The organism is Nonomuraea recticatena, from assembly GCF_039533245.1.
Lineage (GTDB): Bacteria > Actinomycetota > Actinomycetes > Streptosporangiales > Streptosporangiaceae > Nonomuraea > Nonomuraea roseola.
Window position 1 is genome coordinate 162,634 of the sequence record NZ_BAAATE010000002.1, and the last position, 24,276, is coordinate 186,909.

19 protein-coding genes, 4 tRNA genes and 1 riboswitch are annotated in these 24,276 nt (G+C 70.7%); of the genes, 10 read left to right on the forward strand and 13 right to left on the reverse strand.

Going from position 1 to position 24,276, the window contains the following annotated elements; all coding sequences use genetic code 11:
- Positions 1 to 18 precede the first annotated feature (18 nt).
- Positions 19 to 1,068, forward strand: a complete 1,050-nt coding sequence (locus ABFX50_RS04045) for a Gfo/Idh/MocA family protein (RefSeq protein WP_346143309.1) — start codon at positions 19 to 21, stop codon at positions 1,066 to 1,068.
- A gap of 10 nt (positions 1,069 to 1,078) precedes the next feature.
- On the opposite strand, the gene ABFX50_RS04050 is transcribed toward ABFX50_RS04045, so the two are convergent.
- Positions 1,079 to 2,056 carry an SDR family NAD(P)-dependent oxidoreductase gene (locus ABFX50_RS04050; RefSeq protein ID WP_346143311.1) on the reverse strand — a complete coding sequence of 326 codons (978 nt, stop codon included), beginning with the start codon at positions 2,054 to 2,056 and terminating at the stop codon, positions 1,079 to 1,081.
- Between the two features lie 72 nt (positions 2,057 to 2,128).
- Between ABFX50_RS04050 and ABFX50_RS04055 the strand changes: the two genes are divergently transcribed.
- Positions 2,129 to 2,746, forward strand: coding sequence for a TetR/AcrR family transcriptional regulator (locus ABFX50_RS04055; RefSeq protein WP_346143312.1), 618 nt, complete (start codon positions 2,129 to 2,131; stop codon positions 2,744 to 2,746).
- 82 nt (positions 2,747 to 2,828) lie between these two features.
- Here ABFX50_RS04055 and ABFX50_RS04060 read toward each other — a convergent pair whose 3' ends face one another.
- The 6 genes from ABFX50_RS04060 to ABFX50_RS04085 all read right to left on the reverse strand — a co-directional run bounded on the left by ABFX50_RS04060 (position 2,829) and on the right by ABFX50_RS04085 (position 6,165).
- A complete protein-coding gene (locus ABFX50_RS04060; RefSeq protein ID WP_346143314.1) occupies positions 2,829 to 3,449 on the reverse strand; it encodes a restriction endonuclease in 621 nt (206 codons plus the stop codon).
- A gap of 443 nt (positions 3,450 to 3,892) precedes the next feature.
- A tRNA-Val gene (locus tag ABFX50_RS04065) sits at positions 3,893 to 3,967 on the reverse strand.
- 22 nt (positions 3,968 to 3,989) lie between these two features.
- Positions 3,990 to 4,061, reverse strand: a tRNA-Gly gene (locus ABFX50_RS04070).
- Positions 4,062 to 4,112: 51 nt separating this feature from the next.
- Positions 4,113 to 4,183, reverse strand: a tRNA-Cys gene (locus ABFX50_RS04075).
- A gap of 15 nt (positions 4,184 to 4,198) precedes the next feature.
- Positions 4,199 to 4,270 (reverse strand) — tRNA-Gly (locus ABFX50_RS04080).
- Between the two features lie 83 nt (positions 4,271 to 4,353).
- Positions 4,354 to 6,165 (reverse strand): N-acetylmuramoyl-L-alanine amidase, encoded by a 1,812-nt coding sequence (locus ABFX50_RS04085; protein ID WP_346143316.1) that lies wholly within the window; start codon positions 6,163 to 6,165, stop codon positions 4,354 to 4,356.
- Positions 6,166 to 6,383: 218 nt separating this feature from the next.
- On the opposite strand from ABFX50_RS04085, the gene ABFX50_RS04090 reads away from it, so the two are divergent.
- Both ABFX50_RS04090 and glmS read left to right on the forward strand, forming a co-directional pair.
- Entirely contained in the window at positions 6,384 to 6,659 is a 276-nt protein-coding gene (locus ABFX50_RS04090; RefSeq protein ID WP_183645693.1) for a hypothetical protein, read from the forward strand.
- 18 nt (positions 6,660 to 6,677) lie between these two features.
- The gene (gene glmS, locus ABFX50_RS04095; protein WP_183645692.1) at positions 6,678 to 8,498 is read left to right on the forward strand and encodes a glutamine--fructose-6-phosphate transaminase (isomerizing); all 1,821 of its coding nucleotides are present in this window, start codon (positions 6,678 to 6,680) and stop codon (positions 8,496 to 8,498) included.
- Between the two features lie 20 nt (positions 8,499 to 8,518).
- Here glmS and ABFX50_RS04100 read toward each other — a convergent pair whose 3' ends face one another.
- The gene (locus tag ABFX50_RS04100; RefSeq protein ID WP_346143318.1) at positions 8,519 to 9,925 is read right to left on the reverse strand and encodes an alpha/beta hydrolase family protein; all 1,407 of its coding nucleotides are present in this window, start codon (positions 9,923 to 9,925) and stop codon (positions 8,519 to 8,521) included.
- A gap of 79 nt (positions 9,926 to 10,004) precedes the next feature.
- Between ABFX50_RS04100 and ABFX50_RS04105 the strand changes: the two genes are divergently transcribed.
- The 5 genes from ABFX50_RS04105 (at position 10,005) to ABFX50_RS04125 (ending at position 16,151) form a co-directional block, all read left to right on the forward strand.
- Positions 10,005 to 10,589 (forward strand): ArsR/SmtB family transcription factor, encoded by a 585-nt coding sequence (locus tag ABFX50_RS04105; protein ID WP_346143320.1) that lies wholly within the window; start codon positions 10,005 to 10,007, stop codon positions 10,587 to 10,589.
- A 91-nt stretch (positions 10,590 to 10,680) separates the two neighbouring features.
- Positions 10,681 to 11,589, forward strand: coding sequence for a tripartite tricarboxylate transporter substrate-binding protein (locus ABFX50_RS04110; RefSeq protein ID WP_346143322.1), 909 nt, complete (start codon positions 10,681 to 10,683; stop codon positions 11,587 to 11,589).
- 4 nt (positions 11,590 to 11,593) lie between these two features.
- Positions 11,594 to 11,774: riboswitch (cobalamin riboswitch) on the forward strand.
- An 87-nt stretch (positions 11,775 to 11,861) separates the two neighbouring features.
- The gene (locus ABFX50_RS04115) at positions 11,862 to 14,030 is read left to right on the forward strand and encodes a ribonucleoside-diphosphate reductase subunit alpha (protein ID WP_346143324.1); all 2,169 of its coding nucleotides are present in this window, start codon (positions 11,862 to 11,864) and stop codon (positions 14,028 to 14,030) included.
- A complete protein-coding gene (locus ABFX50_RS04120; RefSeq protein WP_183645687.1) occupies positions 14,030 to 15,025 on the forward strand; it encodes a ribonucleotide-diphosphate reductase subunit beta in 996 nt (331 codons plus the stop codon). The genes ABFX50_RS04115 and ABFX50_RS04120 overlap by 1 nt, the downstream gene beginning before the upstream one ends.
- 13 nt (positions 15,026 to 15,038) lie before the next feature.
- Positions 15,039 to 16,151 (forward strand): mechanosensitive ion channel family protein, encoded by a 1,113-nt coding sequence (locus ABFX50_RS04125; protein WP_183645686.1) that lies wholly within the window; start codon positions 15,039 to 15,041, stop codon positions 16,149 to 16,151.
- Here the strand turns inward: ABFX50_RS04125 and ABFX50_RS04130 are convergent.
- The 5 genes from ABFX50_RS04130 to glgC all read right to left on the reverse strand — a co-directional run bounded on the left by ABFX50_RS04130 (position 16,080) and on the right by glgC (position 23,010).
- Positions 16,080 to 17,603, reverse strand: coding sequence for a hypothetical protein (locus ABFX50_RS04130; protein WP_346143327.1), 1,524 nt, complete (start codon positions 17,601 to 17,603; stop codon positions 16,080 to 16,082). The two genes, ABFX50_RS04125 and ABFX50_RS04130, sit on opposite strands and share 72 nt — an antisense overlap.
- 172 nt (positions 17,604 to 17,775) lie before the next feature.
- Positions 17,776 to 18,936: a DegT/DnrJ/EryC1/StrS family aminotransferase gene (locus tag ABFX50_RS04135; protein WP_346143329.1), complete on the reverse strand. Its 1,161-nt coding sequence runs from the start codon at positions 18,934 to 18,936 to the stop codon at positions 17,776 to 17,778.
- Positions 18,936 to 20,048 (reverse strand): GNAT family N-acetyltransferase, encoded by a 1,113-nt coding sequence (locus ABFX50_RS04140; RefSeq protein ID WP_346143331.1) that lies wholly within the window; start codon positions 20,046 to 20,048, stop codon positions 18,936 to 18,938. The genes ABFX50_RS04135 and ABFX50_RS04140 overlap by 1 nt, the downstream gene beginning before the upstream one ends.
- An 11-nt stretch (positions 20,049 to 20,059) precedes the next feature.
- Positions 20,060 to 21,442 (reverse strand): lipopolysaccharide biosynthesis protein, encoded by a 1,383-nt coding sequence (locus ABFX50_RS04145; RefSeq protein ID WP_346143333.1) that lies wholly within the window; start codon positions 21,440 to 21,442, stop codon positions 20,060 to 20,062.
- Positions 21,443 to 21,774: 332 nt separating this feature from the next.
- On the reverse strand, positions 21,775 to 23,010 hold the full coding sequence (gene glgC / locus ABFX50_RS04150; protein ID WP_183645681.1) for a glucose-1-phosphate adenylyltransferase: 1,236 nt from the start codon (positions 23,008 to 23,010) through the stop codon (positions 21,775 to 21,777).
- A 73-nt stretch (positions 23,011 to 23,083) separates the two neighbouring features.
- Between glgC and glgA the strand changes: the two genes are divergently transcribed.
- On the forward strand, positions 23,084 to 24,250 hold the full coding sequence (gene glgA / locus ABFX50_RS04155) for a glycogen synthase (protein WP_346143336.1): 1,167 nt from the start codon (positions 23,084 to 23,086) through the stop codon (positions 24,248 to 24,250).
- Positions 24,251 to 24,276: the final 26 nt, after the last annotated feature.

Below are 24,276 nucleotides of genomic sequence, written 5' to 3' on the forward strand. Positions count from 1 at the left end.
AAGGTTTACGATCAGCCCATGAACGTCGTCCTCGCAGGGGCACATGGGTTCGGCCGGTGGCACCTGCGGAACATCCGCCGTCTCGGCCTGCGGCTCGCGGGCGTGTGCGACCTGGTCCCTCTCGAGGACGCCGACGGCGATCTCGACGGCGTGCCGCAGTCGAGCGACCTCGACTGGCTGCTGCGCCGTACCGGAGCGGAGGTGACGATCATCGCCACCCCGATCCACACCCACGCGGACCTCGCCCGCACCGCTCTGGCGCGCGGCTCCCACGTCCTGCTGGAGAAGCCGCCGGTGCGCACGCTCGAGGAGTTCGAGAACCTCTCCGACGCGGTCGCCGAGAGCGGCCTGACCTGTCAGGTCGCCTTCCAGAGCCTCGGCTCGCACGCGTTGGGCGCCGTCGCCCGCCTCGTCGCCGACGGCGCCGTCGGCCAGGTCAGGGGCATCAGCGTGACGGGAGCCTGGTCGCGCGAGCCCGGCTACTACGAGCGGGCCGCGTGGGCGGGGCGGCGTGAGGCGGGCGACGGAGCGCTCACGAACCCGTTCGCGCACGGCATCGCGACCGCGCTGTGCCTGGCGGGCTCCGAGCGGCTGGGCGAGGTGGCCGAGGTCGAGGCCGAGCTGTTCCGCGCCCACCCCATCGACGCCGACGACACCTCCAGCCTGCGGGTCCGCACCACGGGTGGCACGGTCGTCACGGTCGCGGTGACGCTCTGCGCCGAGCGTGAGGCCGACCCGTACGTCACGGTCCACGGCGAGGGGGGCCGGATCACGCTGTGGTACACCCGCGACGAGGTGCGCGTGGGCGAGGGCCCTGTCGTCTCCTACGGTCGCGACGACCTGCTGGAGAACCTCCTCTCGGGCGGGGAGCCGCTCGTGCCGCTCGCCCGCACCGGCGCCTTCACCCAGGTGATGGCCGCTATCCTGACCGCTCGCGACCCGCTGCCCATCCCCTCCGTGCTGGTCGGAGAGCGTCGCGTCGTCCAGGGGGTCGACGAGCTGGTGACCTCGAGCGCCGACGGGCTGGCCCTGTTCTCGGAGATCGGCCCGCCGTGGGAGGCCGGCTAGCCCGGCACGGTCAGCCGTGCTCGGCGAGGGCGGCGTCGATCATGGCGCGGATCCGCTCACGCCCCTCGCCGCCGAGCGCCCCGCCCAGCGCCTGGGCCAGCCTGTCGAAGGGGTCGTCGTACGGCAGGCGCTCCAACTCCGCAGCGAGCTCCTCGACCGTCCACAGCCCCTCCTTGGCCACGCGCGGGCCAGGCGACCAGCCCTTGTTGACCATGACGTCGCCGCCTCTGACGGTCAGCACCTGCCCGGTGAGCGGGCAGCCCGCCGCGGCGAGATAGGCGGCCACCGGGGCGCTGGCGGCGGGGTGGAACGGGTCGAACGCGCCTGGCGCCGGCCTCTCGCTCATGCCGGGGACCTCCATGGTCAGCCGGGTGCGCGCCATGGAGGGGGACAAGCAGTTGACCCGGACGCCGTAGCCGCCCAGTTCGAGCGCGTGGACGGTGGTCATGGCCGCGATGCCCGCCTTGGCGGCGGCGTAGGAGGTGTGCAGCGGCAACGGGTTGAGCAGGCCCGAGCCCGAGGCGGTGTTGACGAGGCAGCGGTCGACGCGGGCACCGAGGTCGTACTGCTCACGCCAGTGGCGGGCGGCGAACCTGCTGACGGCGAAGCTGCCCTTCAGGTGCACCGCGATGACCGCGTCGAACTCCTCCTCCGAGGTGGCGACCAGGCTGCGCACCCGTTCGATGCCCGCGTTGTTGACCACCACGTGCAGGTCGCCGAAGGTCTCCACCGCCGTGGCGACCATGCGCTCCGCGCCGTGCCAGTCGGTGACGTCGTCGAGGTTGGCGACGGCCTGCCCGCCCGCGGCGACGATCTCCTCGACCACGGAGTGGGCGACCGCGCCGTCTCCGCCCGTCCCGTCGATCTCCACCCCCGGGTCGTTGACCACGACCTTCGCGCCCTCCTTCGCGAAGAACAGCGCTTCTTCTCTGCCGATCCCACGCCCGGCTCCGGTGATGAGGGCGACACGCCCTTCAAGAGTTCCCATGCCTCTATGACTACACTCAATGTATTAATGCAGTCAATGTAGCGATTCAGGGGATGCAGTAATCTGCTCCTCGTGAGTCAGGACATGGGGTTGCGCGAACGCAAGAAGCGGCGCACGCGCGAGGCGTTGATCACCGCGGCCATGGGGCTGTTCAGGAGCCAGGGCTACGAGCAGACCACCGTCGCGCAGATCGCCGCCGCGGCCGAGGTGTCGGTCAGGACCTTCTTCCTCCACTTCCCCGCCAAGGAGGACCTGGTCATGGCCGAGGTCTCCGAGCGGGTGACGCTGGGCGTGCGCGTCTTCGAGCAGCCGCTGCCCGGCGAACACCTCACGGACCTGCTGCTGCGCGCGGTCAACCAGATGATCACCCACACGGGAGACACCGACCTGGTCAGCGGAGTCGCCTACAGCCGCGTCCAGCTCATCGTGTCGGTGCCCGACCTTCAGGCGCGGATGCTGCGACGTCTCGCGGAGGCGCAGGCGCTGATCGCCGACGCCCTGCGCAGGGCCTATCCCGAGGCGCTCGACCCCATCGCGGCCGCGGCGGTGGTCGGCTCCGTCGTGGGCGCCGTGACCGCGGCCGCGGCGGTGAGCGTGAGCCGGGAGGATCCGCCCGAACGCGTGGTGGCCGCCATGCGGCGCGCCGCCGGCCTGGCCGTCGGCGACTTCCGCGCCTTGATCGATCAGTAGGCGACGGTGACCGTCTGCCGCACCGCCTCCGGCCGGCCGACCAGCGCGAGCATGAGGTGCCCCGGTGCGGACGGGCTCCGCACTACCGCAGCTCCGGCGGGACCTCCCCCCGCAGCCAGCCCGCGAGCTGGTCGCGTTCGACGAGGATCAGCTTCGCCGCGCTCGCCTCGGCCATGGCGTGCCGGGTCAGGCGGCCCGAGGTGACCAGGACGCCGGTGTGCCCCGCGAAGGTGTGGGCGAGCGCGCCGAGGAAGTTGCGCACCTCGGGGGAGCCCACCGTCCTCGCGTAGCGCTTGCACTGGAAGGCGAACCGCCGTCCGTCGGGGCCGACGGCCGTGATGTCCACCCCCATGTCGCCGGCCCTGCCCAGCCCCCTGACGTGGCGGAAGCCGTCCCTGCGCAGCAGTTCGGCGGTCAGCGTCTCGAAGTCGGAACCCGACAGCTCGTCGACGCGGGCCAGTTCCAGATGGTCGGCGAACCACTGCCGCTGCCGCTGGGCGACCCTGCGGGCACGGATCAGGGGGAAGGCGACGGCGGCGACCGCCGCCACGAGCCCCGCCGCCGCGAACAGCGGCCAGTGCTCGCCGACGAAGCCGAACAGCGCTCTGGCCACCGCCACGGCGACGACCGCTCCGCCGCCCCACAGGACGAGATCGATCTCCCGCCCCTTCCGCTGACGCCTCCTGCCCTTCCGGCGTGCCATCGCGTCCGGCTCCCCTCTCCCAAGGCTGTTGATGGGAGTGTGAGCCAGAGGTCCGACAAAATCGGGCGGAGAGGCTACGAGGGGCGGTCGCGGACGTAGTAGTGGCCGAGGGTGTCGTCGTAGCGGCCGGTGGCCCGGCAGCAACGGCGGAAAGCGCCGCCCCGAGCCGCACGGGCACGGGTCGCCGCCGCCGAGCTTCTCGATCAGCTCGGTGTCGAGACCGACGCGGCGGTCGCCGCGCTTGACGTGGGTCTCGCTAGAGGGAACCCCCTGCGGCGCTTGCTGATGGGCTCAAAAGGACATCTCGTCGCGGTCCATGGTGGGCTCCTCGATTCGGGAACGAACGCGTCCGACGATAGATCGCCGGGCCGGTGGGGGCGATCGGTTTTCTCGCGGAAAGACGAAACGCGGGTCAGAGCGTGTCTCTGACCCGCGTTCGGGGATGGTGGACGATACTGGGATTGAACCAGTGACCTCTTCCGTGTCAGGGAAGCGCTCTCCCGCTGAGCTAATCGTCCGTATTGAGTTGGTGAAACTCAGAGCGGAAGACGGGATTCGAACCCGCGACCCTCACCTTGGCAAGGTGATGCTCTACCACTGAGCCACTTCCGCATGGCGCTCGCACTACTTTAGCGGATCCTGAAGGTTCCGCGTCACGCACCGAGGTGGAGACGGGATTTGAACCCGTGTAGACGGCTTTGCAGGCCGCTGCCTCGCCTCTCGGCCACTCCACCAGGAGATCGTCTCCGAGCGGAAGACGGGATTCGAACCCGCGACCCTCACCTTGGCAAGGTGATGCTCTACCACTGAGCCACTTCCGCGTGCGTTCCGGCGAGGTGCTCACCGGCCACGGGAAAACAATATCGCCTCTCGGGAGTGCGTGTGCGCATGGAAGGCGCGATTCTCAGGAGATCACCCGGACGTCGTCGGCCCTGACGAACATGACCCTGTGCCCCAGCTGGATCTGGTGGTAGCGCAGCTTCCCCCGCACCGTGACGTGCTTGGCGGGGTTGTAGGAGCCCGCCGCCAGATAGGAGCCCGTCAGCGTCTGGGCTAGGGAGTAGTACTGGCCCTTGCGCAGGGTGTAGGGCAGCGGCGCGTGCTCCTGGTAGCGCACGCCCGAGGGGTAGGCCGACCTCTCGGGGTAGGCCCTGCCGTACACCTTGACCTTGTCGGTGATGGGCGTGACGAGCGGGCCGTTCGCGCGGACCGCGGTGGGGCTGGAGGGCGGGTTCTGGAACCACGCCTTCTGGCCGAGGTACCAGATGGCCGTCCACTCGCCGCTGGTGCCCGCGAGGGCGTAGCGCTGTCCGGCGGTGGCGCGGGCGCTGTGGTCGTAGACGCTGAAGGTGGAGCCGGCGCCGGGGCGCTTGCCCGCGTCGTCGACCAGGGCCGCGTCGGAGCGGGGCTCGGTGTGCAGCCAGACGCTGGCGGCCCCCTGCGGCTTGCAGAGCTTGGCGGAGGTCTTGCTCACGCAGCCGGTGAAGGTGGGCTGGTGGGTAGCGTAGTCGGGATTGATGATCACCGACGTGCCCTCGCCCTCGCCTTCGCTCTCGCCGTCGCCCTGGATGGGGGCGTCCATGAGGGCGAAGAAGCGCGCCCAGTCCCAGTAGGGCCCCGGGTCCTCGTGCATGCCGGGCACGGTCTTGGCGGTGGTACCCGGCACGTTGTCGTGGCCGATGATGTGCGCCCTGTCCAGCGGCACGCCGTACTTGTCCGCCAGGTAGCGCACCAGGTCGGCCGAGGAGCGGTACATCGCCTCGGTGTACCAGGTGCCGCCCTTGGCCAGGTAGCCCTCGTGCTCGATGCCGATCGAGCGGGAGTTGACGTCCCAGTTGCCGGCGTGCCAGGCCACGTCGTTGGTGCGGACGTGCTGGGCGACGTGGCCGTCGCGTGAGCGGATCGTGTAGTGCCAGCTCACGTACTTCGGGTTCTTGACCAGCGTGGGGATGCCGCGGAAGGTGCCCTCGGTGTCGTGGATGACGATGTAGTCGACGCGCCGCTTGGAGCCGAGCCTGTCGTGGTTGCCGTAGTCGCCCTTGCCGAGACGTTCGTAGGCGGCGGGCATCCACTCGCAGGCCAGCTCGGAGGGGCACTCGGCCGCCGTGCCCGTCACCCCGGTGTCCGTCCTGAAGGCGGGCACCGGGGTGACGGGCAGGCGCACGAGCGAGCCGTCGTCGGTCCTGCGTCCCGCGCCCTCGCGCAGCACCTCGAACACCTCGTTGGCGAAGCCGGCGTTGGCGTAGCGGGTGAGGGCGCCGTGCCAGGCGACGGGGTCGGAGCTGAGCGGGGCGCCGAGCCTGCGCTGCTCGTCGGCCAGGAGCGCGGCGCCGCCCCTGAGGTTGGCGGCCCTGTCGCGCCGCAGCACGTCGGGCGGCAGCCCGGTCAGGCGCGCCGCCCGCTGCAGCGTCTGCTCTGCGGGCCGTGCGGGCGGCAGGGGAGCGGTCATGCGCATCGGCCGCGCGCCGTCTCCCCGCGGGTCGCCGACATGGTGATGACCGCCTTTCGGCACGGCGGCCGCGTCCACCAGGTGCATCGGGCCGTAACCTCCCGACACGCTCGGCCGGCCGCCGTGGGAGTCCCATCGCGACTCCAGGTAGGAGACGCCCAGAAGCACGCTCTCAGGAACGCCGTACTCGGCGGCCGCGGCCCGGGCGTCGTCCTGCAGCCCTCCCGCGGCACTGGCGGCGAGAACCGCGGCGGCCCAGAGCAGCATGACATCCCCCTACGTAGCGATATCAGTTAGCTACGTAGAGTAGTGCCGCGCTGGCCCGATCCTCCCGATTGGAGCTGCGTTTTTCGGCCGGAATCGACGGCCTCTCCGGCGGATCCGGCGGGATCGCCTGCGGCGTGTCGCGGTGAAGACGACTAATCCTGCCCGATTTCGGGCAGGATGTTGGCGTGACTGATGATCCCTGCGTAGTGTCCTGCTCTGTGTCCACGGCCCGGCCTCAACACGAGGACCTCATCGCGCACCTGACCAGGACGAGTCCGCTCGGTCCTGGAGAGGCCGCGCGCGTGGTGGCGGAGGTGCTGTCGTACTACTCCGAGACCGTCGAGGAGTTCGTACGGCGGCGCCACGGGGAGCTGAAGTCCCGTGGCCTCACCAACGACGAGATCTTCCCGAGGATCGCGGCCGAACTTCCGGCGCGCCGCATGGCGCCCCCGGAGTTGTCCCTGCGGCAACTTCGCCGGATCGTCTACGGATGACAATCAGAGGAGACTTGCATGTGCGGAATCGTCGCCTATGTCGGCCCCAAGGACGCGGCCCCGATCCTGCTGGAGGGACTCCAGCGTCTGGAGTACCGCGGCTACGACTCGGCTGGGGTGGTGGTGTCCAACAGAGGCCTCAAGCTGCGCAAGGTCAAGGGCCGCGTGGCTGACCTGGCCAAGGCCGTACCCGCCAAGTTCAAGGGGACGCTCGGCATCGGGCACACCCGCTGGGCCACCCACGGCGTGCCGAGCGACGAGAACGCCCACCCGCACCTGTCGACCGACGAGCGCATCGCCGTCGTGCACAACGGCATCATCGAGAACGCCGACGAGCTGCGCGCCAAGCTCGTCGCCGAGGGCGTGGAGTTCGTCTCCGAGACCGACACCGAGGTGCTCGCGCACCTGATCGCCCGTACGGTCGCCGAGACCGAGACTCTCGAGGAGGCGGTCAGGAAGGCGCTCAAGAGCATCGTCGGCACCTACGGCATCGCGGTCGTCGACTCCGAGCGGCCCAAGGAGATCGTCGTCGCCCGCAACGGCAGCCCGATCGTGCTGGGCCTGGGCGAGAAGGAGATGTTCGCCGCCTCCGACGTCTCCGCGCTGGTCCGCTACACCCGCCAGGTCGTCCACCTGGAGGACGGCGAGCTGGCGGTCCTGACCGCCGACGGCTTCCACACCTTCGCCAGCGGCGGCCGCGAGACCGCCAAGGAGCCGCTGACCGTCGACTGGGACGCCGGCCACTACGACACCGGCGGCTACGAGCACTACCTGCTCAAGGAGATCTCCGAGCAGCCCGAGTCGATCGCCCGCACGCTGCGCGGCCGGCTCGACGAGCGCTTCCACATCGCCCATCTGGGCGGCCTCAACATGGACGCCCGCGAGACCCGCTCCTTCCGCCGGGTGAAGATCATCGGCTGCGGCAGCGCCTATTACTCGGGGCAGATCGGCGCCCAGCTCATCGAGGAGCTGGCCCGCATCCCCGCCGACGCCGAGCCGGCCAGCGAGTACCGCTACCGCAACCCCGTCATCGACCCCGACACCCTGTACGTCGCGATCAGCCAGTCGGGCGAGACCTACGACACGCTCGCGGCCGTGCAGGAGATCAAGCGCAAGGGCGGCAGGGTCATCGGCATCGTCAACGCCGTGGGCAGCGCCATCGCCCGCGAGGTCGACGGCGGCATCTACCTGCACGCGGGGCCCGAGGTCTCGGTGGCCTCGACCAAGGCGTTCACCTCGACCGCGATCGCCTTCGCGCTGCTGGCCCTGCACTTCGGCCGCGTGCACGACCTGTCGCCCTCCGACGGCAGGCGCATCGTCGAGGGCCTGCGCAAGCTGCCCGACCAGATCGAGCAGATCCTCAAGCAGGGCGAGCGCATCGCCGAGCTGGCCAAGAAGTACGCCGACCACCCGAGCATGATGTTCGTCGGCAGGGTGCGCGGCTACCCGGTGGCGCGCGAGGGGGCGCAGAAGCTCAAGGAGATCTCCTACGTCCACGCCGAGGCCTACCCCGCCAGCGAGCTCAAGCACGGACCGCTCGCGCTGATCGGCCCCGACATGCCGACCGTCGCGATCGTGCCCGACGACGAACTGCTGGACAAGAACCTCACGACGCTCGGCGAGATCAGGGCGCGCGGCGGGCGGGTGCTGATGGTGGGGCACAGGCAGCCCGACGCCAAGCTGGCCGACGACGTGATCGTGATCCCGAAGAACGAGATCGAGCTCGACCCGATCCTGCTCACGATCCCGTTGCAGCTGCTGGCCTACCACGCCGCCGTCGCGCTGGAGCGCGACGTCGACAAGCCCAGGAACCTCGCCAAGAGCGTCACCGTCGAGTAGCACCCCGCGGCCCGCGGTCCTCACGGGAGCAGCAGGCCCCAGTAGAAGGCCCACGGGATCATCACCGCGCCGCCTGCCGCCAGCACGCCCAGCCGTACCCGCTCGGAGCGGCCGGACGCGCGCCGCCAGGCGAGCGCGGTGAGGACGGTGGCGACGGCCGCGGTGAGGGCCAGCGCCTGCAGCAGCAGCCAGAGCACCGGCCGCCCCGCCAGGACGGGGCCGGGCGCGGCCAGCTTGCCGCCCGTCATGAGCAGGTACATCACGTAGCCGAATCCGCCCAGGCTGACGGCGAGGCCGGAGAAGGCCAGCACCCGAGGCGCCCTTCCCGACGGCACGGAGGTGCCCCTGATCCTGCGGACCAGCGCGGTGATCGGGTAGGCCAGGAAGGCGACGACGAACAGCACGAGCGCGGCGGTCTGGACGGGAGCCGACTCCCACCAGGCCGGCGGCGGGGTCTCGACGGTCAAGGAGGCCTGGCTGGCGCGCGGGCCCTGGACGGCGTCCTGGGTGCGCGGCGCCCTGCCCTCAGCGGCCTGCTTCACCCATGAGCCGACCAGGTCGGCGTAGCCGGGGGCCAGTTCGGGGAGCCTGGTGACGCCGCCGTCAGGGCTCTGGTGGGCGGCGTGGTCGGCGCCGGCGAACATGCGCATGGTCACGTGCCCGTTGCCGCCGCGCGCCAGCGCCCCCGCCATCAGCGGCGGTGTCTCTGCGGGCGGGGTCAGCAGGTCGTGCGTGCCCCATACGGCCAGGACGGGCTGGCGCACCCGGCCGAGCGTCGGCAGCGGATCGAACCACGGCTCGGGGAACAGGCCGCCGTCGGCGATCGCCCTGTACATCGTCGGCACGGTCCTGTCGGCCAGCGGGCCGGACACGCCCGCCTTCTTCAGGCCCGCCGACACCGCCCACGCCTGCTGGCGCAGCGGCTGGTGCGCGTTGGCGCCGACCAGCACGACGAAGGCGACGTCAGAGGAGCGGCCGGCGGCCAGCGGCGCCACCCAGCCGCCCTCGCTCAGCCCCCACACGCCGACCTTGGCGGGATCGACGCCCGGCTGGGCACGCAGCGCCTTGACCGCGCCGAGCGCGTCGTCGGCGAGTGTCGAGTAGGAGCGCTCGAACAGGGAGTAGCCCTCCGACCGCTTGTCGTAGACCAGCACGCTGAGGCCCCGCCTGGCGAACTCGGTGGCCTCGGTCATCAGCTTCGTCCTGGGCGTGCCGGTTCCCGCCCCGTGGACCAGGACGAGGCCGGGTCTGCCGGCCGCGCTCTGTCCGGGGGACAGGACCGTCCCGTGCAGGGTGAGCCCGCCGCCGCCGGTGAAGCTCACCTCCTTCGCGACCAGCCCGTCGGGGACGGGCGCCGCCTGCGCGGCTGTCGTGGGCGCGGCCAGCGCGATCAACGCCGCCGCGATCGTCACCAAGAATCGGTTCATACCGCCGACAGTAGTCTGCAGAGATCTCTCGGCAAAGGTTTCTCTGCAGATATCCTTCTGGAGTATTAGGCTGCTCCTCATGAAGGATGACAAGCCGTGGGTGCTGGATGATCCGGGCAGACTGAAGGCGCTTGCCCATCCGATGCGCCGGGCGATGCTGCGCCACCTGGGGCTGCACGGGCCGGCGACCTCCACCACGCTCGGTTCGCTGCTGGACGCCAAGACCGGCACCACCAGCTACCACCTGCGCCAGTTGGAGAAGTACGGGTTCATCGAGGAGATCGTCGAGCGCTCGGCAGGACGTGAGCGGTGGTGGCGGCGCGTGGAGACCGGCGACATCCGGCTGCCGCTGCCTGCCGAGCTCGCGCCCGAGGACCGTCCCGTGCTGGCCGAGTTCCACAGGATCGGCTACGAGGAGGACAAGGGGATCCTGCTCGACCTGCTGCCCGCCGCCTACGAGGCCGATCCGGCCTGGGTGAAGGTCTCGAGAGGCCTCGGCAGGATGCGGCTGGAGGAGCTGGAGGCGTTCTTCGAGGAGTACGTGGCGCTGATGAAGAAGTACAGCCACGGGGCCGCCGACGCCCCGCCGGGCGCCAGGCCCCTGTACCTGCGGCTGCTGGCCCTGCCCGCGGACCTGCCCGCCCCGCCCGCACGGGAGGAGTGACCCGAACGGCCACCCCGCCGAGTGACTCGCTGTGATGTACCGATAACGTACTGTATGGGGCGATCGGGACCGGAAGCGGGGGAGGGCGCGCATGCGCCGTCGGGACTTCGTGGCGGGGGCACTGGGCGCGCTGGCGTGCCTGAGCGGATGCGGCACCGAGCCGGGCCGTCCCACGCCCAGGTTCTTCTTCGTGGCCGGGGGCGCCGCGTGGGAGCCCGTCGCCGAGACGCTCGCCGGCCTGCTCGACCCCGCCGACCTGGCGCAGGACGGCACCCGGCTCACCGTCACGGGGCTGCCCGCCCTGGCCGCCGCCGAGATGAACAGGGTCGGCGAGCGGGGCACCCCGCTGGCCAGGCTCATCGGGGACGTCGAGGTGCTGGTGGTCCCCAGGAAGTCCCGCTTTCGCGACTTCGACGCCTTCGCCGCGCACCTGGTGGCCTCGCCGGGAGAGACGGCCCTGGCGGGCAGGAAACAGGGCGAGTCGGACCACCTGCTGTTCGGGCTGGTCGCGCGAGGGCTCGGCGCCGACGCGAGAGTGCTCGACTACGCCGGCTACCCCACCTGCGCCGACGCGGCCGACGCGCTGCTGGCGGGGAAGGCGGGGGTGGCGGCGGGCCCGCTGGGCCAGTGGCGCGAGCGGATCGGCGAGGGCAGGCTGCGCGTGCTGGCAGTCTCGTCGGCCGAGCGGATCGACGGGATCGACGCGCCCACCCTGCTGGAGTCGGGGGCCCGCGTGGACTTCTCCGACTGGAGCGCGGTGCTCGGGCCCAACGACATGGGCGAGCGAGAGAAGGTCAGGGCGGTCGACCTGCTCGACGAGGTCGTCAGGTCCGAGCGGTGGCTGAAGGCGTGCCGCGTGAAGGGGTGGAGGCCGATCCCCCTCCTCGGCGACGACTTCGGCGTGTGGCTCGGATCCGAGACCGCGAGGACACGCACGGTGCTGGGCGAGCTCGGCCTGCTCGACACAACCTGTGGGCGTGGTTGCGTCGGCGGCCACTAGATGTAGGATCCTGGACGTCGCTGGTTCGCCCCCTCGCAAAGGGGCGGAGCAAAAGGGAACCTGGTGCGAGACCAGGACTGCCCCGCAGCGGTGAGCGGGAACGACCGCCGTCATGGAAGCGACGGCCAGTAGGCATGTGATCAGCGCCCGCGAGTCCGAAGACCTGCCAGCGGTATGACCTGTCCAGGGCCTCGAGGGAGGGCCCGGGGGTGACGCGGCATGCCCGCGTGCTCTCGCCTGCCCTCACGAGGATGAGCTCGCGAGGAGAGAGCGTGACACAGATCGTTGAGGTCGACCGCAGGCTGGCCATCGAGGAGGCCGCCGCCAGGGTGATCGCCGACCCTGAGAACTCGAAGGTCGCCGCCAGACTCCTGGCCGAGGAGATCGCCGACGAGGCCGCCACCCACGGCGTGCGCACCTTCTCCGAGTCGGTCGCCGCCACCCACGCGGCGGGCCTGCTGCAGGACGGCCTGGCCGCCTTCGTGAGCGCTCACTCATCCGAGCTGGACGCGCTGGTCGACGAGAGCGCCGACGACCGGTTCGAGTACTTCGGCCTGCGCACCGTCTACGACCGCTACCTGCTGCGCCACCCCGAGACCAGGCGGGTGCTCGAACGGCCCCAGCACTTCATGCTTCGCGTGGCGTGCGGCCTGTCCGCCTCCGTCGCCGAGGCCGCCGAGCTGTACGCGCTGATGTCCACGCTGTCGTACCTGCCGAGCTCGCCCACCCTGTTCAACTCGGGCTCACGCCGTCCGCAGCTGTCGTCCTGCTTCCTTCTCGACTCGCCGCGCGACGAGCTTGAGGGCATCTACGAGAGGTACGGCCAGGTGGCCAGGCTCTCCAAGTACGCGGGGGGCATCGGCATCTCCTGGACCAGGGTCCGCTCCCGCGGCTCCCTGATCAAGGGCACGAACGGCCACTCCAACGGCATCGTGCCGTGGCTGCGCACCCTCGACTCCAGCGTCGCCGCCGTCAACCAGGGCGGCCGCCGCAAGGGCGCCGCGTGCGTCTACCTGGAGACCTGGCACGCCGACATCGAGGAGTTCCTGGAGCTGCGCGACAACACGGGCGAGGAGGCCAGGCGCGCCCACAACCTCAACCTGGCCAACTGGGTCCCCGACGAGTTCATGCGCCGCGTCGAGGCCGACGCCATGTGGTCGCTGTTCGACCCGAAGCGCGTGCCGCACCTCACCGACCTGTACGGCGAGGCGTTCGACACCGCCTACCGGGCCGCGGAGGCCGAGGGCCTGCACACCCGCCAGATCCCCGCGCGCACCCTCTACGGCCGCATGATGCGCACGCTCGCCCAGACCGGCAACGGCTGGATGACCTTCAAGGACGCCGCCAACCGCGCCTCCAACCAGACCGCCCGCCCCGAGAACGTCATCCACCTGTCCAACCTCTGCACCGAGATCCTCGAGGTCACCAGCGACGGCGAGACCGCCGTGTGCAACCTCGGCTCCATCAACCTCGCCGCCCACCTGGCGGGGGAGTCGATGGACTGGACGCGGCTGCGCGCCACGGTCAGGACCGCGGTGCGCTTCCTGGACAGGACGATCGACCTGGGCTTCTACCCGACGCCCGAGGCCGAGGCCGCCAACCTGCGCTGGAGGCCGATCGGGCTGGGCGTGATGGGCCTGGCCGACGTCTTCTTCTCGCTGCGCCTGCCCTTCGACTCTCCCGAGGCCCTCGCGCTGTCCACGAGGATCGCCGAGGAGATCGCGCTGGCCGCCTACGACACCTCCGCCGACCTGGCGGTCGAGCGGGGCCGCCACCCGTCCTACGGCGACACGCGGGCCGCGGCGGGCGTGCTGCACCCCGACCACTACGGCCTCGGCTCCTCGCCCGCATGGACCGCCCTGCGCGAGAAGATCGACAGGACCGGGCTGCGCAACTCCCTGATGGTCGCCATCGCGCCGACCGCGACGATCGCCTCGATCGCGGGCTGCTACGAGTGCATCGAGCCCCAGGTGTCGAACGTCTTCAAGCGTGAGACCCTGTCGGGGGAGTTCCTACAGGTCAACAGGTATCTGGTGACCGATCTCCAGCGGCTCGGCCTCTGGACCCAGGAGATGCGCGACGCCGTCAAGCGGGCCGACGGGTCGATCCAGGACATCGCGGGCATCCCCTCCGAGCTGAAGACCCTCTACAGGACGGCGTGGGAGCTGCCGCAGAAGGCGCTCATCGACCTGGCGGCGGCGCGGACGCCGTACATCGACCAGTCGCAGTCGCTCAACCTCTTCATGGCGACCCCCACGATCGGGAAACTGTCGTCGATGTACGCCTACGCGTGGAAGCAGGGGCTGAAGACGACGTACTACCTGCGCTCGCGCCCGGCCACCCGCATCGCCCAGACCACCGTGCAGGCCCTGGTCCCCGCCGAGGCCGAGGCCGTCGCCTGCTCCCTTGAGAACCCCGAGATCTGTGAGGCTTGCCAGTAATGCTGCTCGACCCCGGCATGGACCTGACCCTGCGCCCGATGCGCTACCCCGACTTCTACGAGCGCTACCGGGCCGCCATCCGCAACACCTGGACGGTCGAGGAGGTGGACCTGCACAGCGACCTGGCCGACCTGGCCAGGATGACGCCGCAGGAGCGCCACCTCATCAACCGCCTGGTCGCCTTCTTCGCCACCGGCGACTCCATCGTCGCCAACAACCTCGTGCTCAACCTCTACCAGCACGTCAACGCGCCCGAGGCCCGCCTGTACCTGTCGAGGCAGCTGTTCGAGGAGGCGGTGCACGTGCAGTTCTACCTGACGCTGCTCGACACCTACCTGCCCGACCCCGACGAGCGCGTCAAGGCGTTCGCCGCCGTCGACAACATCCCCTCCATCCGCGACAAGGCGGAGTTCTGCTTCCGCTGGATCGACACCCTCGCCGACCTGCGCAGCCTGGAGACCAAGCAGGACCGCAGGGCCTTCCTGCTCAACCTCATCTGCTTCGCCGCCTGCATCGAGGGTCTGTTCTTCTACGGCGCCTTCGCCTACGTCTACTGGTTCCGCTCCCGCGGGCTGCTCAGCGGCCTGGCGACCGGCACCAACTGGGTCTTCCGCGACGAGTCGATGCACATGGAGTTCGCCTTCAGCGTCGTCGACACCGTCAGGGCGGAGGAGCCCGACCTGTTCGACGACAAGCTCGGCGAGCAGGTCACCCTGATGCTCGAGGAGGCGGTGGCCGCCGAGCTGGCCTTCGCCCGCGACCTGTGCGGCGACGGCATGTCGGGAATGAACGTCGACCAGATGCGAGAGTACCTTGAGTACGTCGCCGACCAGCGGCTGCGCCGCCTGTCCATGCCGATCAGGTACGGCACCGCCAACCCCTTCGGGTTCATGGAGCTGCAGGACGTCCAGGAGCTGGCGAACTTCTTCGAGCGCAGGGTCTCGGCATACCAGGTGGCGGTGGAGGGCAATGTGACCTTCGACGAGACATTCTGAGACATTAGGGGGCATGACTGTGTCGCCGACGGACTGGCTCCTCCTCATCGGGTCCGTCTTCGCAGCCGTCGTGGGAGTCGAACTGGTTCGGCGGCTGCTGCTGAAAGCAGGCCGAACCTGGGACTTCATCGGACACCTCGTGCGCAGGTGCACCTGGCCCGGGTTCGCGGTCGCCGCGGTGGTGGCCTTCAACGCCGCCTTCACCCCCAACATGGTCAGCAGGTCGGCCGAGCCGCTGGTCGAGCGGTTCATGGGCGTCATCACCATCGCCGTGGTCACGTGGCTGGTGATCCAGGCCGCCTACGCGGTCACCGACCTCGTCCTCGACCAGCTGGAGCGGGTCGAGGAGGACAACCGCAGGGCCAGGCGGACCAGGACCCAGATCGCCCTGGTCCGCAGGGTCGCCGCCGCGGTGATCATCGTCATCGCCTTCGGCGCGGCGCTGTTCAGCTTCCCCGAGGTACGGGCGCTCGGCGCAGGACTGCTGGCCTCGGCGGGCATCTTCGGAGCGATCATCGGCATCGCGGCGCAGTCCACGATCGGCAACATGATCGCCGGGCTGCAGCTCGTCTTCAGCGACGCGCTGCGGCTCGACGACGTGGTCGTGGTGAACGGCGAATGGGGCAGGATCGAGGAGCTCACGCTCACCTACGTCGTGGTCCGCTCGTGGGACGAACGCAGGCTGGTCTTCCCCGTCTCCTTCTTCACCCAGAACCCGTTCGAGAACTGGACCAGGCACGGCAGCAGGGTCATCGGACACGTCTACATCAGGGTCGACTGGTCGGTGCCGGTCCCCGAGCTGCGTGAGGAGCTGCACCGCTTCATCAAGGACCACCCGCTGTGGGACCAGAAGGACTGGACGCTCCAGGTGACCGACGTCCTGCCCAACGGCCTGGTGGAGCTGCGCGCGCTGATGAGCGCGGCCGACTCGGCCTCGGTGTGGGACCTGAAGGCCGACGCCCGCGAGCACCTGGTGGCCTACCTCAGGGCCAACCACCCGCACGCGCTGCCCCGTTTCAGGGTGGAGAGCTCCTCCTACGGCGCGTTCGCCGACTCAGGACCCGGGGGCTGGCCGAAGGACCCGCGTGGCGCCCGCGATCAGCGCGGTGGCCAGAACCCAGCCTGACACCACCAGCGTCCAGGCCACCCAGGCCGTCCACCCCGCCGGCTCGTAGGCGCCGCGCACCTCGAACACGCTGACCGGCACCAGCAGGTCGAGGCAGTAGACGAAGGGGGTGAACGTGCGCACCTCGTCGGGGTCCACCTGGACAGGCGGCACCCTGGTGAAGATCGCCGTTCCCGCGGCCAGCAGGAGCGCCGCCCACAGCCCCGCCAGCCATGAGCGGTAGCCGTAGCCGACCATGAGGTCGAGCAGCCGCCCCCACGCCCTGCCGGGCGCGCGCAGCGTGCCGCGCCGCTCGCGCTGCTTGGCCAGCAGCACCCGCCGCGCGTCGGGCTCGTGCCCGATGCGCCGGTACCACGAGGCCAGCTGCTCGTACGGCTGGGGCCGGTACCCGTCGGGGTCGCGGCTCAGCCAGTCGAGCCGCTCGGCCACGGTCCACTCGCCGCGCAGGGTCTCGTAGCTCAGCCCGTTGAGCTGCACATGGCCCGGGTAGGCGTCGGGCGCGTCGAGCAGCACCCCGAAGCGGGAGTAGCCCAGGTTGACCTCGCCCACGACCTCGTCGGGCCGCATGATCACCTCGTCGGCCTGCATGTGGCTCAGGTGCAGCGCCCGCCCCTCGGCCCGCACCGAGGCGTGGTGCAGCGAGAGCACCCCGTCGATCCGCGCGCCGCGCATCCTGACCGTGCCCTCCGCCGTGAAGCCCCGGCTGAGCTCGACCGTGCCGGCCGTCACGAAGTCGGCGTTGACCGCGCCGACGTGGGCGCCCTCCAGGTAGAGCCCGCCGGGGAAGTCACCGCCGATCAGCCGGAGGGCGCCGTCGGCGCGCAGGCCGCGCAGGAACGTGCCGCCGCCCACCGACAGCCCTCCCGCCCACAGCGCCCACTCGTGCATGGTGTTGCCGGTGTCGCCCTCCGGCTCGCGGACGTCGCCGAAGGCCGACTCGGAGGTCGTCGTGCGGCGCGGCGGCGCGGTCAGCACCGCCCTGGACAGGCGGCACTGCCCCTCGACGCGCGCGTTGTCGAGGCGCACGCCCGCGTGCACCGTGGAGCCGTCGAGCTCGAACAGGCCGTCCACCCGCATCCGCGAGCCTCTGAACCTGGCCAGCTCGCAGCCGCGCAGCCGCACGCCCCTGGTCGTGGCGTCGGTCAGGTCGACCGTCTCGGCCAGGTGGCAGTTGAGCAGGTAGAGCGTGGCGTCGATCGCCGCGTCGGACAGGTCGAGGACACCGGTCACGCGGGCGCCCGCCAGCCGTACCCCCGGCACCTGCCCTGGGGTGCGCTCGACCGCGCCGAGGAGCAGGGCGGCGATCACCTCGGCGCGCACCTCCCGCTCGCGCCCCCATCGGCCGGCCTGCGCGGGATCGTCGAGCTCCTTGTCTCCCTCCCGCAGATCGACCCACGCGCCGGTGGGGAAGGCCCGCCACAGGCGGCGTTCTGCGGGAGATAATCTGCGCACGCCAGAATTTTAATGTGTGGCGGTTTCGCGAATTGCGCTATTACCTTTGTGAGTGTTCGCGAGAGAGAAAGGTCCATTTCTTTCTCAGGTCTGACCGGCGGGAATGGCGCCCCCCGGCTGGATGTGAACTCCTTGAGCCCCGGGCCTGGACCCACGCCAGCCGTGCCCGGGGTCAGACGTCTGGTGGAACGGCGGGCCGGACCTTGAGGTCGGCGAGCAGTCCGGCCACCCGCCGGGCGCGCAGCGGGTCGACGGGCAGGACATGGCTCGTCCACCAGCGGGCCACCTCGGGGTCCGGCCCCTGCGCGACCAGGTCGAGATAGTCGCTCAGCGGCGGGTCGTAGACGAAGCCGGGCACGACGCCCCGCCGCTCCAGCTGGGCGACGACGGTGTCCCTGTCCTCGACCATCAGCGGCACCCGCAGCAGCGGCTGAGGTTCGGCGTGCCGTACCCCCTCGGCCGCCCACGGCGTCTCACGCAGCAGCCTGACGCCCGCCAGACGGGGCTCCCGCTCGCGGTCGATCATTCTGAAGCGAGAACGCTGGTACCGGCGCAGGAGCGGACCCTGCCGCATCCGCCAGTCGGCCAGATCGATGGACAGCCAGTAGTCGAGCGCGGTCAGCGCCTGCTCCATGTCGCCGTGTTCGCCGCCCTCACGGGGGTGGCCGAGGCCGTCGAGCGCCGCGCGCAGGTCGGGCTCGCGGGCGGGCAGGCGGTGTCCGGTCCACCGCACGAGGCCCAGACGCCGCAGAGCGTTCCACACCGGCCTGACCAGCCCGGTCCTGTAGATCGTCTCCCTGATCACCGGACGCAGGACCGCGGGCAGCTGGCGGCCGGGAACCAGCAGCTCGTCGCGCGCGGCCGTCAGGGCCCGCAGGTCCGCGGGGTCGGGGCAGGTGAGGAAGCCTCCCGACATCGCCCTGCCGTGCTTGGCGAGGCTGAAGACCCCCGCCGCCCCGAACGTGCCCGCGGGGCGGCTCCGCACGGTCGTCAGCATCGCGTGCGCGGCGTCGTCGATGATCGTCACCGCATGCCGCGAGCAGGCCGCCGTGAGCGCGTCCATCCGGTCGGGCTGGCCGTACAGGTGGGTGGTGAGCACCCCCGAGACGCCGCTCCAGTCGACGGCCTCGACGTCGAGGTTGCCGTCGCGCCACGAGACCGGCGCCATCACCGGGGTGAGCCCGGCCGCCAGCACCACGAACAGCACGCTCTCGCAGTTGGTCGGGGCGAGCAGCACCCGCTCGCCTGGCCTGAACCAGTGACGCAGCGCGAGGAGGAGTCCGAACCTGGCCGACGGCACGTGGAGGCAGTCCTGCCCGATCCTGTCGCGCATCATCGGCCCCTGGCGGACGTGCGTGTCCCGTACGCGCGAAGCAGCTTGTCGGCGGCCCTGTAGAGCACGGGGGTCTCGAGGACGAACCTGCGCGCGAGCCTCACGGGTTCGTGACGCGCGCGGTGCACGGCGGCGCCGAGGGTGCGGCGGCGCACGACACCCTCGCCGACCGGCGCGCCGTGGCTGCGCAACGCCTCCTTGTACTCCGAGCCCGTGCCGATGCCGAGGTCCATGGCGCCCAGCCCCGCCGCCGCGGCCGCCTCGGCCATGCGCAGATGCTGGATGAGGCCGGGGGAGTACTTGGCGAAGGAGGGGTCGTAGGCCGGGAACCAGCCCACGAGGACGGAGTCCGAGCGCAGGCCGAAGTGCCCGGCGACGGGCCTGCCGTCGACGTACATCATCGACAGCGGCCCCGCGAAGGACGGCGTGTCGATGGCGTGCAGCCGCTCGGTCAGCTCCACCACCCACGGCTTCGCGAAACGGTCGGCGCGGCCCATGCGGCGGTACTGATCTGACTTCCACCTCCGCAGCGTGCGGAAGTCGTCCGGCTCGCGAGAGGCGAACGTGAAGCTGACCTCGCCCGCGTCTCTGCCGAGCTTGCGCTCCTTGTACAGCGTGCTCTTGTAGAACTTGGGCGAGCGCCCGGCCAGCGCGCGGGCGTACTCGGCGTAACCCGCCGACAGGTCGAGGACCACGCTCTGCTGCGAGAGCGTCTCGTACGGCGCGAACCACGGCTGCCGCTCGACCAGGCAGCCGAACTCCCACACGTGCAGGCCCAGCCCCTGGAGCAGCGCGTCGGCGTCGAAGGCGGCGCCCGGCCGGTGGACCACGCCCTGGCACAGCGACACCCAGTCGCCGATCGCCGACCCCACTCCTCTCGCGCGTAACTCGAACGGCAGGAAGCCGGCCAGGCCCTCCTCGTCGCTCAGAATCCCGATCCGCGCGGACGGGCTGACCTCGCCCATGGCCAGGGTGAACTCGGGGCTGAGGAAGGGGTTGGCCAGATGTGGCTGCGCGGCCTGCATGCCGCGCCAGGCGCTGAGCTCGTTCTCGCCGAGCTCGTCGGGCCGAACAACCGATACGGAGTGGCGTTTCCTGTCGAGCTGCTGCATGACCCACCTTGTTAGGAGACGACGGCGACCCTGCGAAGATGTGGCACGACGGCGAGGGCCACCACGGCGTTGGCCGCCAGGACCGCGTAACCCACGCCGGTGACCCCCGCGAGGGGGAAGAGGACCGCGATCAGTCCCAGCATGATGACGGCGAGCCCGATCTGGACGATCGCCAGCCGCCTGGCCTGGCGCAGCGTCCTCAGCGTGCTGAGGTGGATCTCGATCAGGATGCCGGGCAGCACCGCCAGGGCCATCAGCCGCAGCAGCGGCGAGGTCGCCTCGGCCAGCTCCGCGCTGAAGACGGTCAGGATCAGCGGCGCGGCCAGTGTCACGATCGTCACGATCGGCACGACGATGAGCACGGTGCGGCGCAGCGCGTTGCGTACGCTGCGGGCCAGCTCGGCAGGGTGGAACGATCCTTCCACCGTGAGCGAGACCGCCATGTTGGCCGCCAGCAGGCCGATCATGCAGCCCAGCGTGTGGGTGACGGAGAAGTAGCCGAAGACGGTGGCGTCGTTGAGCCAGGCCGCGATCAGCACGGGCACCAGGTAGAGCGTCAGCAGTAACGACAGCGCGCCGGGGAAGTCGCCGGCCAGGAAGCGGCCGATCTCACGCAGGCGCGGCGGGTCGTCCTCGGTCCGCTCCACGTGCCGGGGGATGGCATGCCTGAAGATGAACCAGTTGATCGGGATCAGCGCCATCGCGGTCGGGATGATCCACGACAGGAAGATGCCGCCGAACAGCCCGCCCTCGGGCAGCGCGAACGCCAGGGCCGCCAGCAGGACCATCTTGACCAGCCCGAAGCCGAGGCTGTTGGCCGGGACCCAGACCGCCCTGCGCAGCCCCGCCAGCGTCACGTCCTGCAAGGTGAAGATCGTCCAGACCAGCACGGAGACGAGGAAGAACAGGCCGGGGCCGAACCCGCCGAGCTGGGCGTAGGCCGGGCCCCACAGCGGCAGCGTCAGCAGGAACCCCAGCGCGGCCACCACCCCCGTCGCGCCCGCCACGCCGTAGCCGCGCAGCACGAACTCGGAGGTGCGCCGCCCCGCCACGGGGATGAACCTCGCCATCGCGCCCACGAACGCCAGCCCGGTGAGGGAGGAGAACAGGCGCATCGCGCTGATCATCGTCTGCCCCTCGCCGAAGGCGGCGGGGGAGTAGAGCCTGGTGGCCAGCACCCAGTAGCCGAGTCCCAGCACGGCGGTGATCGCCGTGTTGATCATGAGCGCGTAGGCCTGGAGGAACAGGGGGTTGCGCAGGTCCTTGCGCAGCCGGTCGGCCAGCGTGGGGGTGGCGGCGGCGTTCGGCATGGACCCATCCTCACTCCGGCCGCTTGCGGCGGCCTTGCCCGGTACTTTCACCCGGTCGTCGTCGCCGGGGACCTCGCTCGCCATGTCGACCATCATGTCCGAAGATCGGCGAGCTGTAGCGCATCGTGAGCCACTCGTTATCCACCGTGATCCGGCGGCCCCGGCCGCCCTCACTCCTGGGCACCAGGCCGCGGTGCCGTACGGGGGCGCGACCGGGCGCCGTGGAACTCGAACGCCGGCTGTGGCCGACGCCGGTGGCCCTCACGCCGGGCCCGGTGGCCCTCAGCCGGGCCCGGTGGGGTGGCTCTCAGCCGGGCCCGGTGGCTTTCACGCCGGGCCCGGTGGCCGATGTCGCCGGCCACCGGGCCGCACCGCCTTTTGCCGCCCGGCTCCCGCGACCGGCAGCCGCCTTCCCGCTAACGGTCCACGATCTCGTTCTTGCCGATCACCACGACGCCGCCCTTGGTGACGGCGAAGCGGGTGCGGTCGTAGTCGAGGTCGAAGCCGATGCGCGCGCCGTCGGGGATGACGACGTTCTTGTCGACGATGGCCTTGCGCACGATGGCGCCCCTGCCCACCTTCACGTTCTCCATCAGCACGGAGTCCTCCACCAGGGAGTGGGAGTGCAGGACCACGCGGGGCGACAGGATCGAGCGCTCGGCGGTGCCGCCCGAGATGATGACGCCCGGCGAGACCAGCGAGTCGATCGCGCGGCCCACGCGGTCGCCCTCGTTGTGCACGAACTTGGCCGGCGGCAGCGGGTCGTGGCCGGTGTAGATCGGCCACCTGTCGTTGTACAGGTTGAAGACCGGGTGCGCGGAGATCAGGTCCATGTGCGCCTCGTAGTAGGCGTCGAGGGTGCCGACGTCTCGCCAGTAGCCGCGGTCGCGCTCGGTGGAGCCCGGCACGAGGTTGTCGGCGAAGTCGTAGACGTCGGCGCCGCCGGACTTGACCAGCATCGGGATGATGTTCCCCCCGAGGTCGTGCTTGCTGGTCGGGTCGAGCGCGTCCTCACGCAGCGCGTCGATCATGGCCTGGGTCCTGAAGACGTAGTTGCCCATCGAGGCGAAGACCTCGTCGGGGGAGTCGGGCAGGCCGACCGCGTCCTTCGGCTTCTCCCTGAACGCCACGATCCTGCGGCCCTGCGGGTCGGTCTCGATCACGCCGAACTGGTCGGCGAGCGACAGCGGCTGCCTGATCGCCGCCACCGTCACGTCCGAGCCCGACTCGACGTGCTGGTCGACCATCTGCCGGGGGTCCATGCGGTAGATGTGGTCGGCGCCGAAGACGATGACGTGCTCGGGCATCTCGTCGTAGATCAGGTTGAGGTTCTGGAACAGCGCGTCGGCCGAGCCTGAGAACCACCGCGGGCCCAGCCGCTGCTGCGCGGGGACGGGCGTCACGTAGTTGCCCAGCATCGCCGACAGCCGCCAGGTCTGCGAGACGTGCCTGTCGAGACTGTGGTTCTTGTACTGCGTCAGCACCACGATCTTGAGGTAGTGCCCGTTGGCGAGGTTCGACAGCACGAAGTCGATCAGCCGGTACATCCCGCCGAACGGCACAGCCGGTTTGGCCCGGTCGGCCGTGAGCGGCATCAATCTCTTACCTTCTCCACCGGCTAGCACGACTGCGAGAACCCTGGGCGACGTCATGGCGTGACGCTACCCCGAAATGGGCGGTCAACGCAGGTCCGGTCACCGGTGCGTTAGGGTCGCGGGTGTGCGCGTGGATCTGCTGAGTCGTGAATACCCGCCAGAGGTGTACGGCGGGGCGGGGGTGCATGTCGAGTACCTCGCCAGGGAGCTCCGACGGCTGGCCGACGTACGGGTGCGCTGCTTCGGCGCGGCCAGGGACGAGCAGGGCGTGTCCGCCTACCGGGTGCCCGGCGGCCTCGAGACCGCCAACGCCGCGCTGCAGGTGCTCGGCGTCGACCTGGAGATGGCCGCCGCCTGCGAGGGCGCCGACCTGGTGCACAGCCATACCTGGTACGCCAACTTCGCCGGGCACGTCGCCAAGATGCTGTACGGCACGCCGCACGTCGTCACCACCCACAGCCTCGAGCCGCTGCGGCCGTGGAAGGCCGAGCAGCTGGGCGGCGGCTACACGCTGTCGTCCTGGGCCGAGCGCACCGCGCTGGCCTCGGCCGACGCGATCGTCGCGGTGTCGGAGGGCATGCGCCGCGACGTGCTCGCGGCCTACCCCGAGATCGAGCCTGGCAGGGTCAGCGTCGTCCACAACGGCATCGACACCGTCGAGTACGCCCCCGACCGGGGGCTCGAGGTGCTGAACAAGCACGGCATCGACCCCGGCAGGCCGTACGTCGTCTTCGTGGGGCGGATCACCAGGCAGAAGGGGCTGGTCCACCTGCTGCGCGCGGCCCGCTCCTTCGACAGGGCGGCGCAGCTCGTGCTGTGCGCGGGCGCGCCCGACACGCCGGAGATCGCGGCGGAGGTGCGCGGGCTGGTCGAGGGACTGGGCCGCGACGGGGTGTTCTGGATCTCCGAGATGCTGCCCAAGCCCGAGGTCATCCAGCTGCTCACGCACGCGACCGTGTTCGTCTGCCCCTCGGTCTACGAGCCCATGGGGATCGTCAACCTGGAGGCGATGGCCTGCGAGACGGCCGTCGTCGCCACCGCGACGGGCGGCATCCCCGAGGTCGTGGCCGACGGGGAGACGGGGCTGCTGGTGCCGATCGAGCAGGGCCGCGACGGCACCCCCGACGATCCGGCGAGGTTCGAGGCCGACCTCGCCGAGCGCGTCAACGCGCTGCTGGGCGACCCGGCCAGGGCCAGGCGACTCGGCCTGGCAGGCAGGGCCCGCGCCGTCGAGCACTTCTCGTGGGAGCGCATCGCCGACCGCACCATGGAGCTGTATGCCACGCTCGGCGGCTGACTGGACATCCCGATCACCCGGGTATG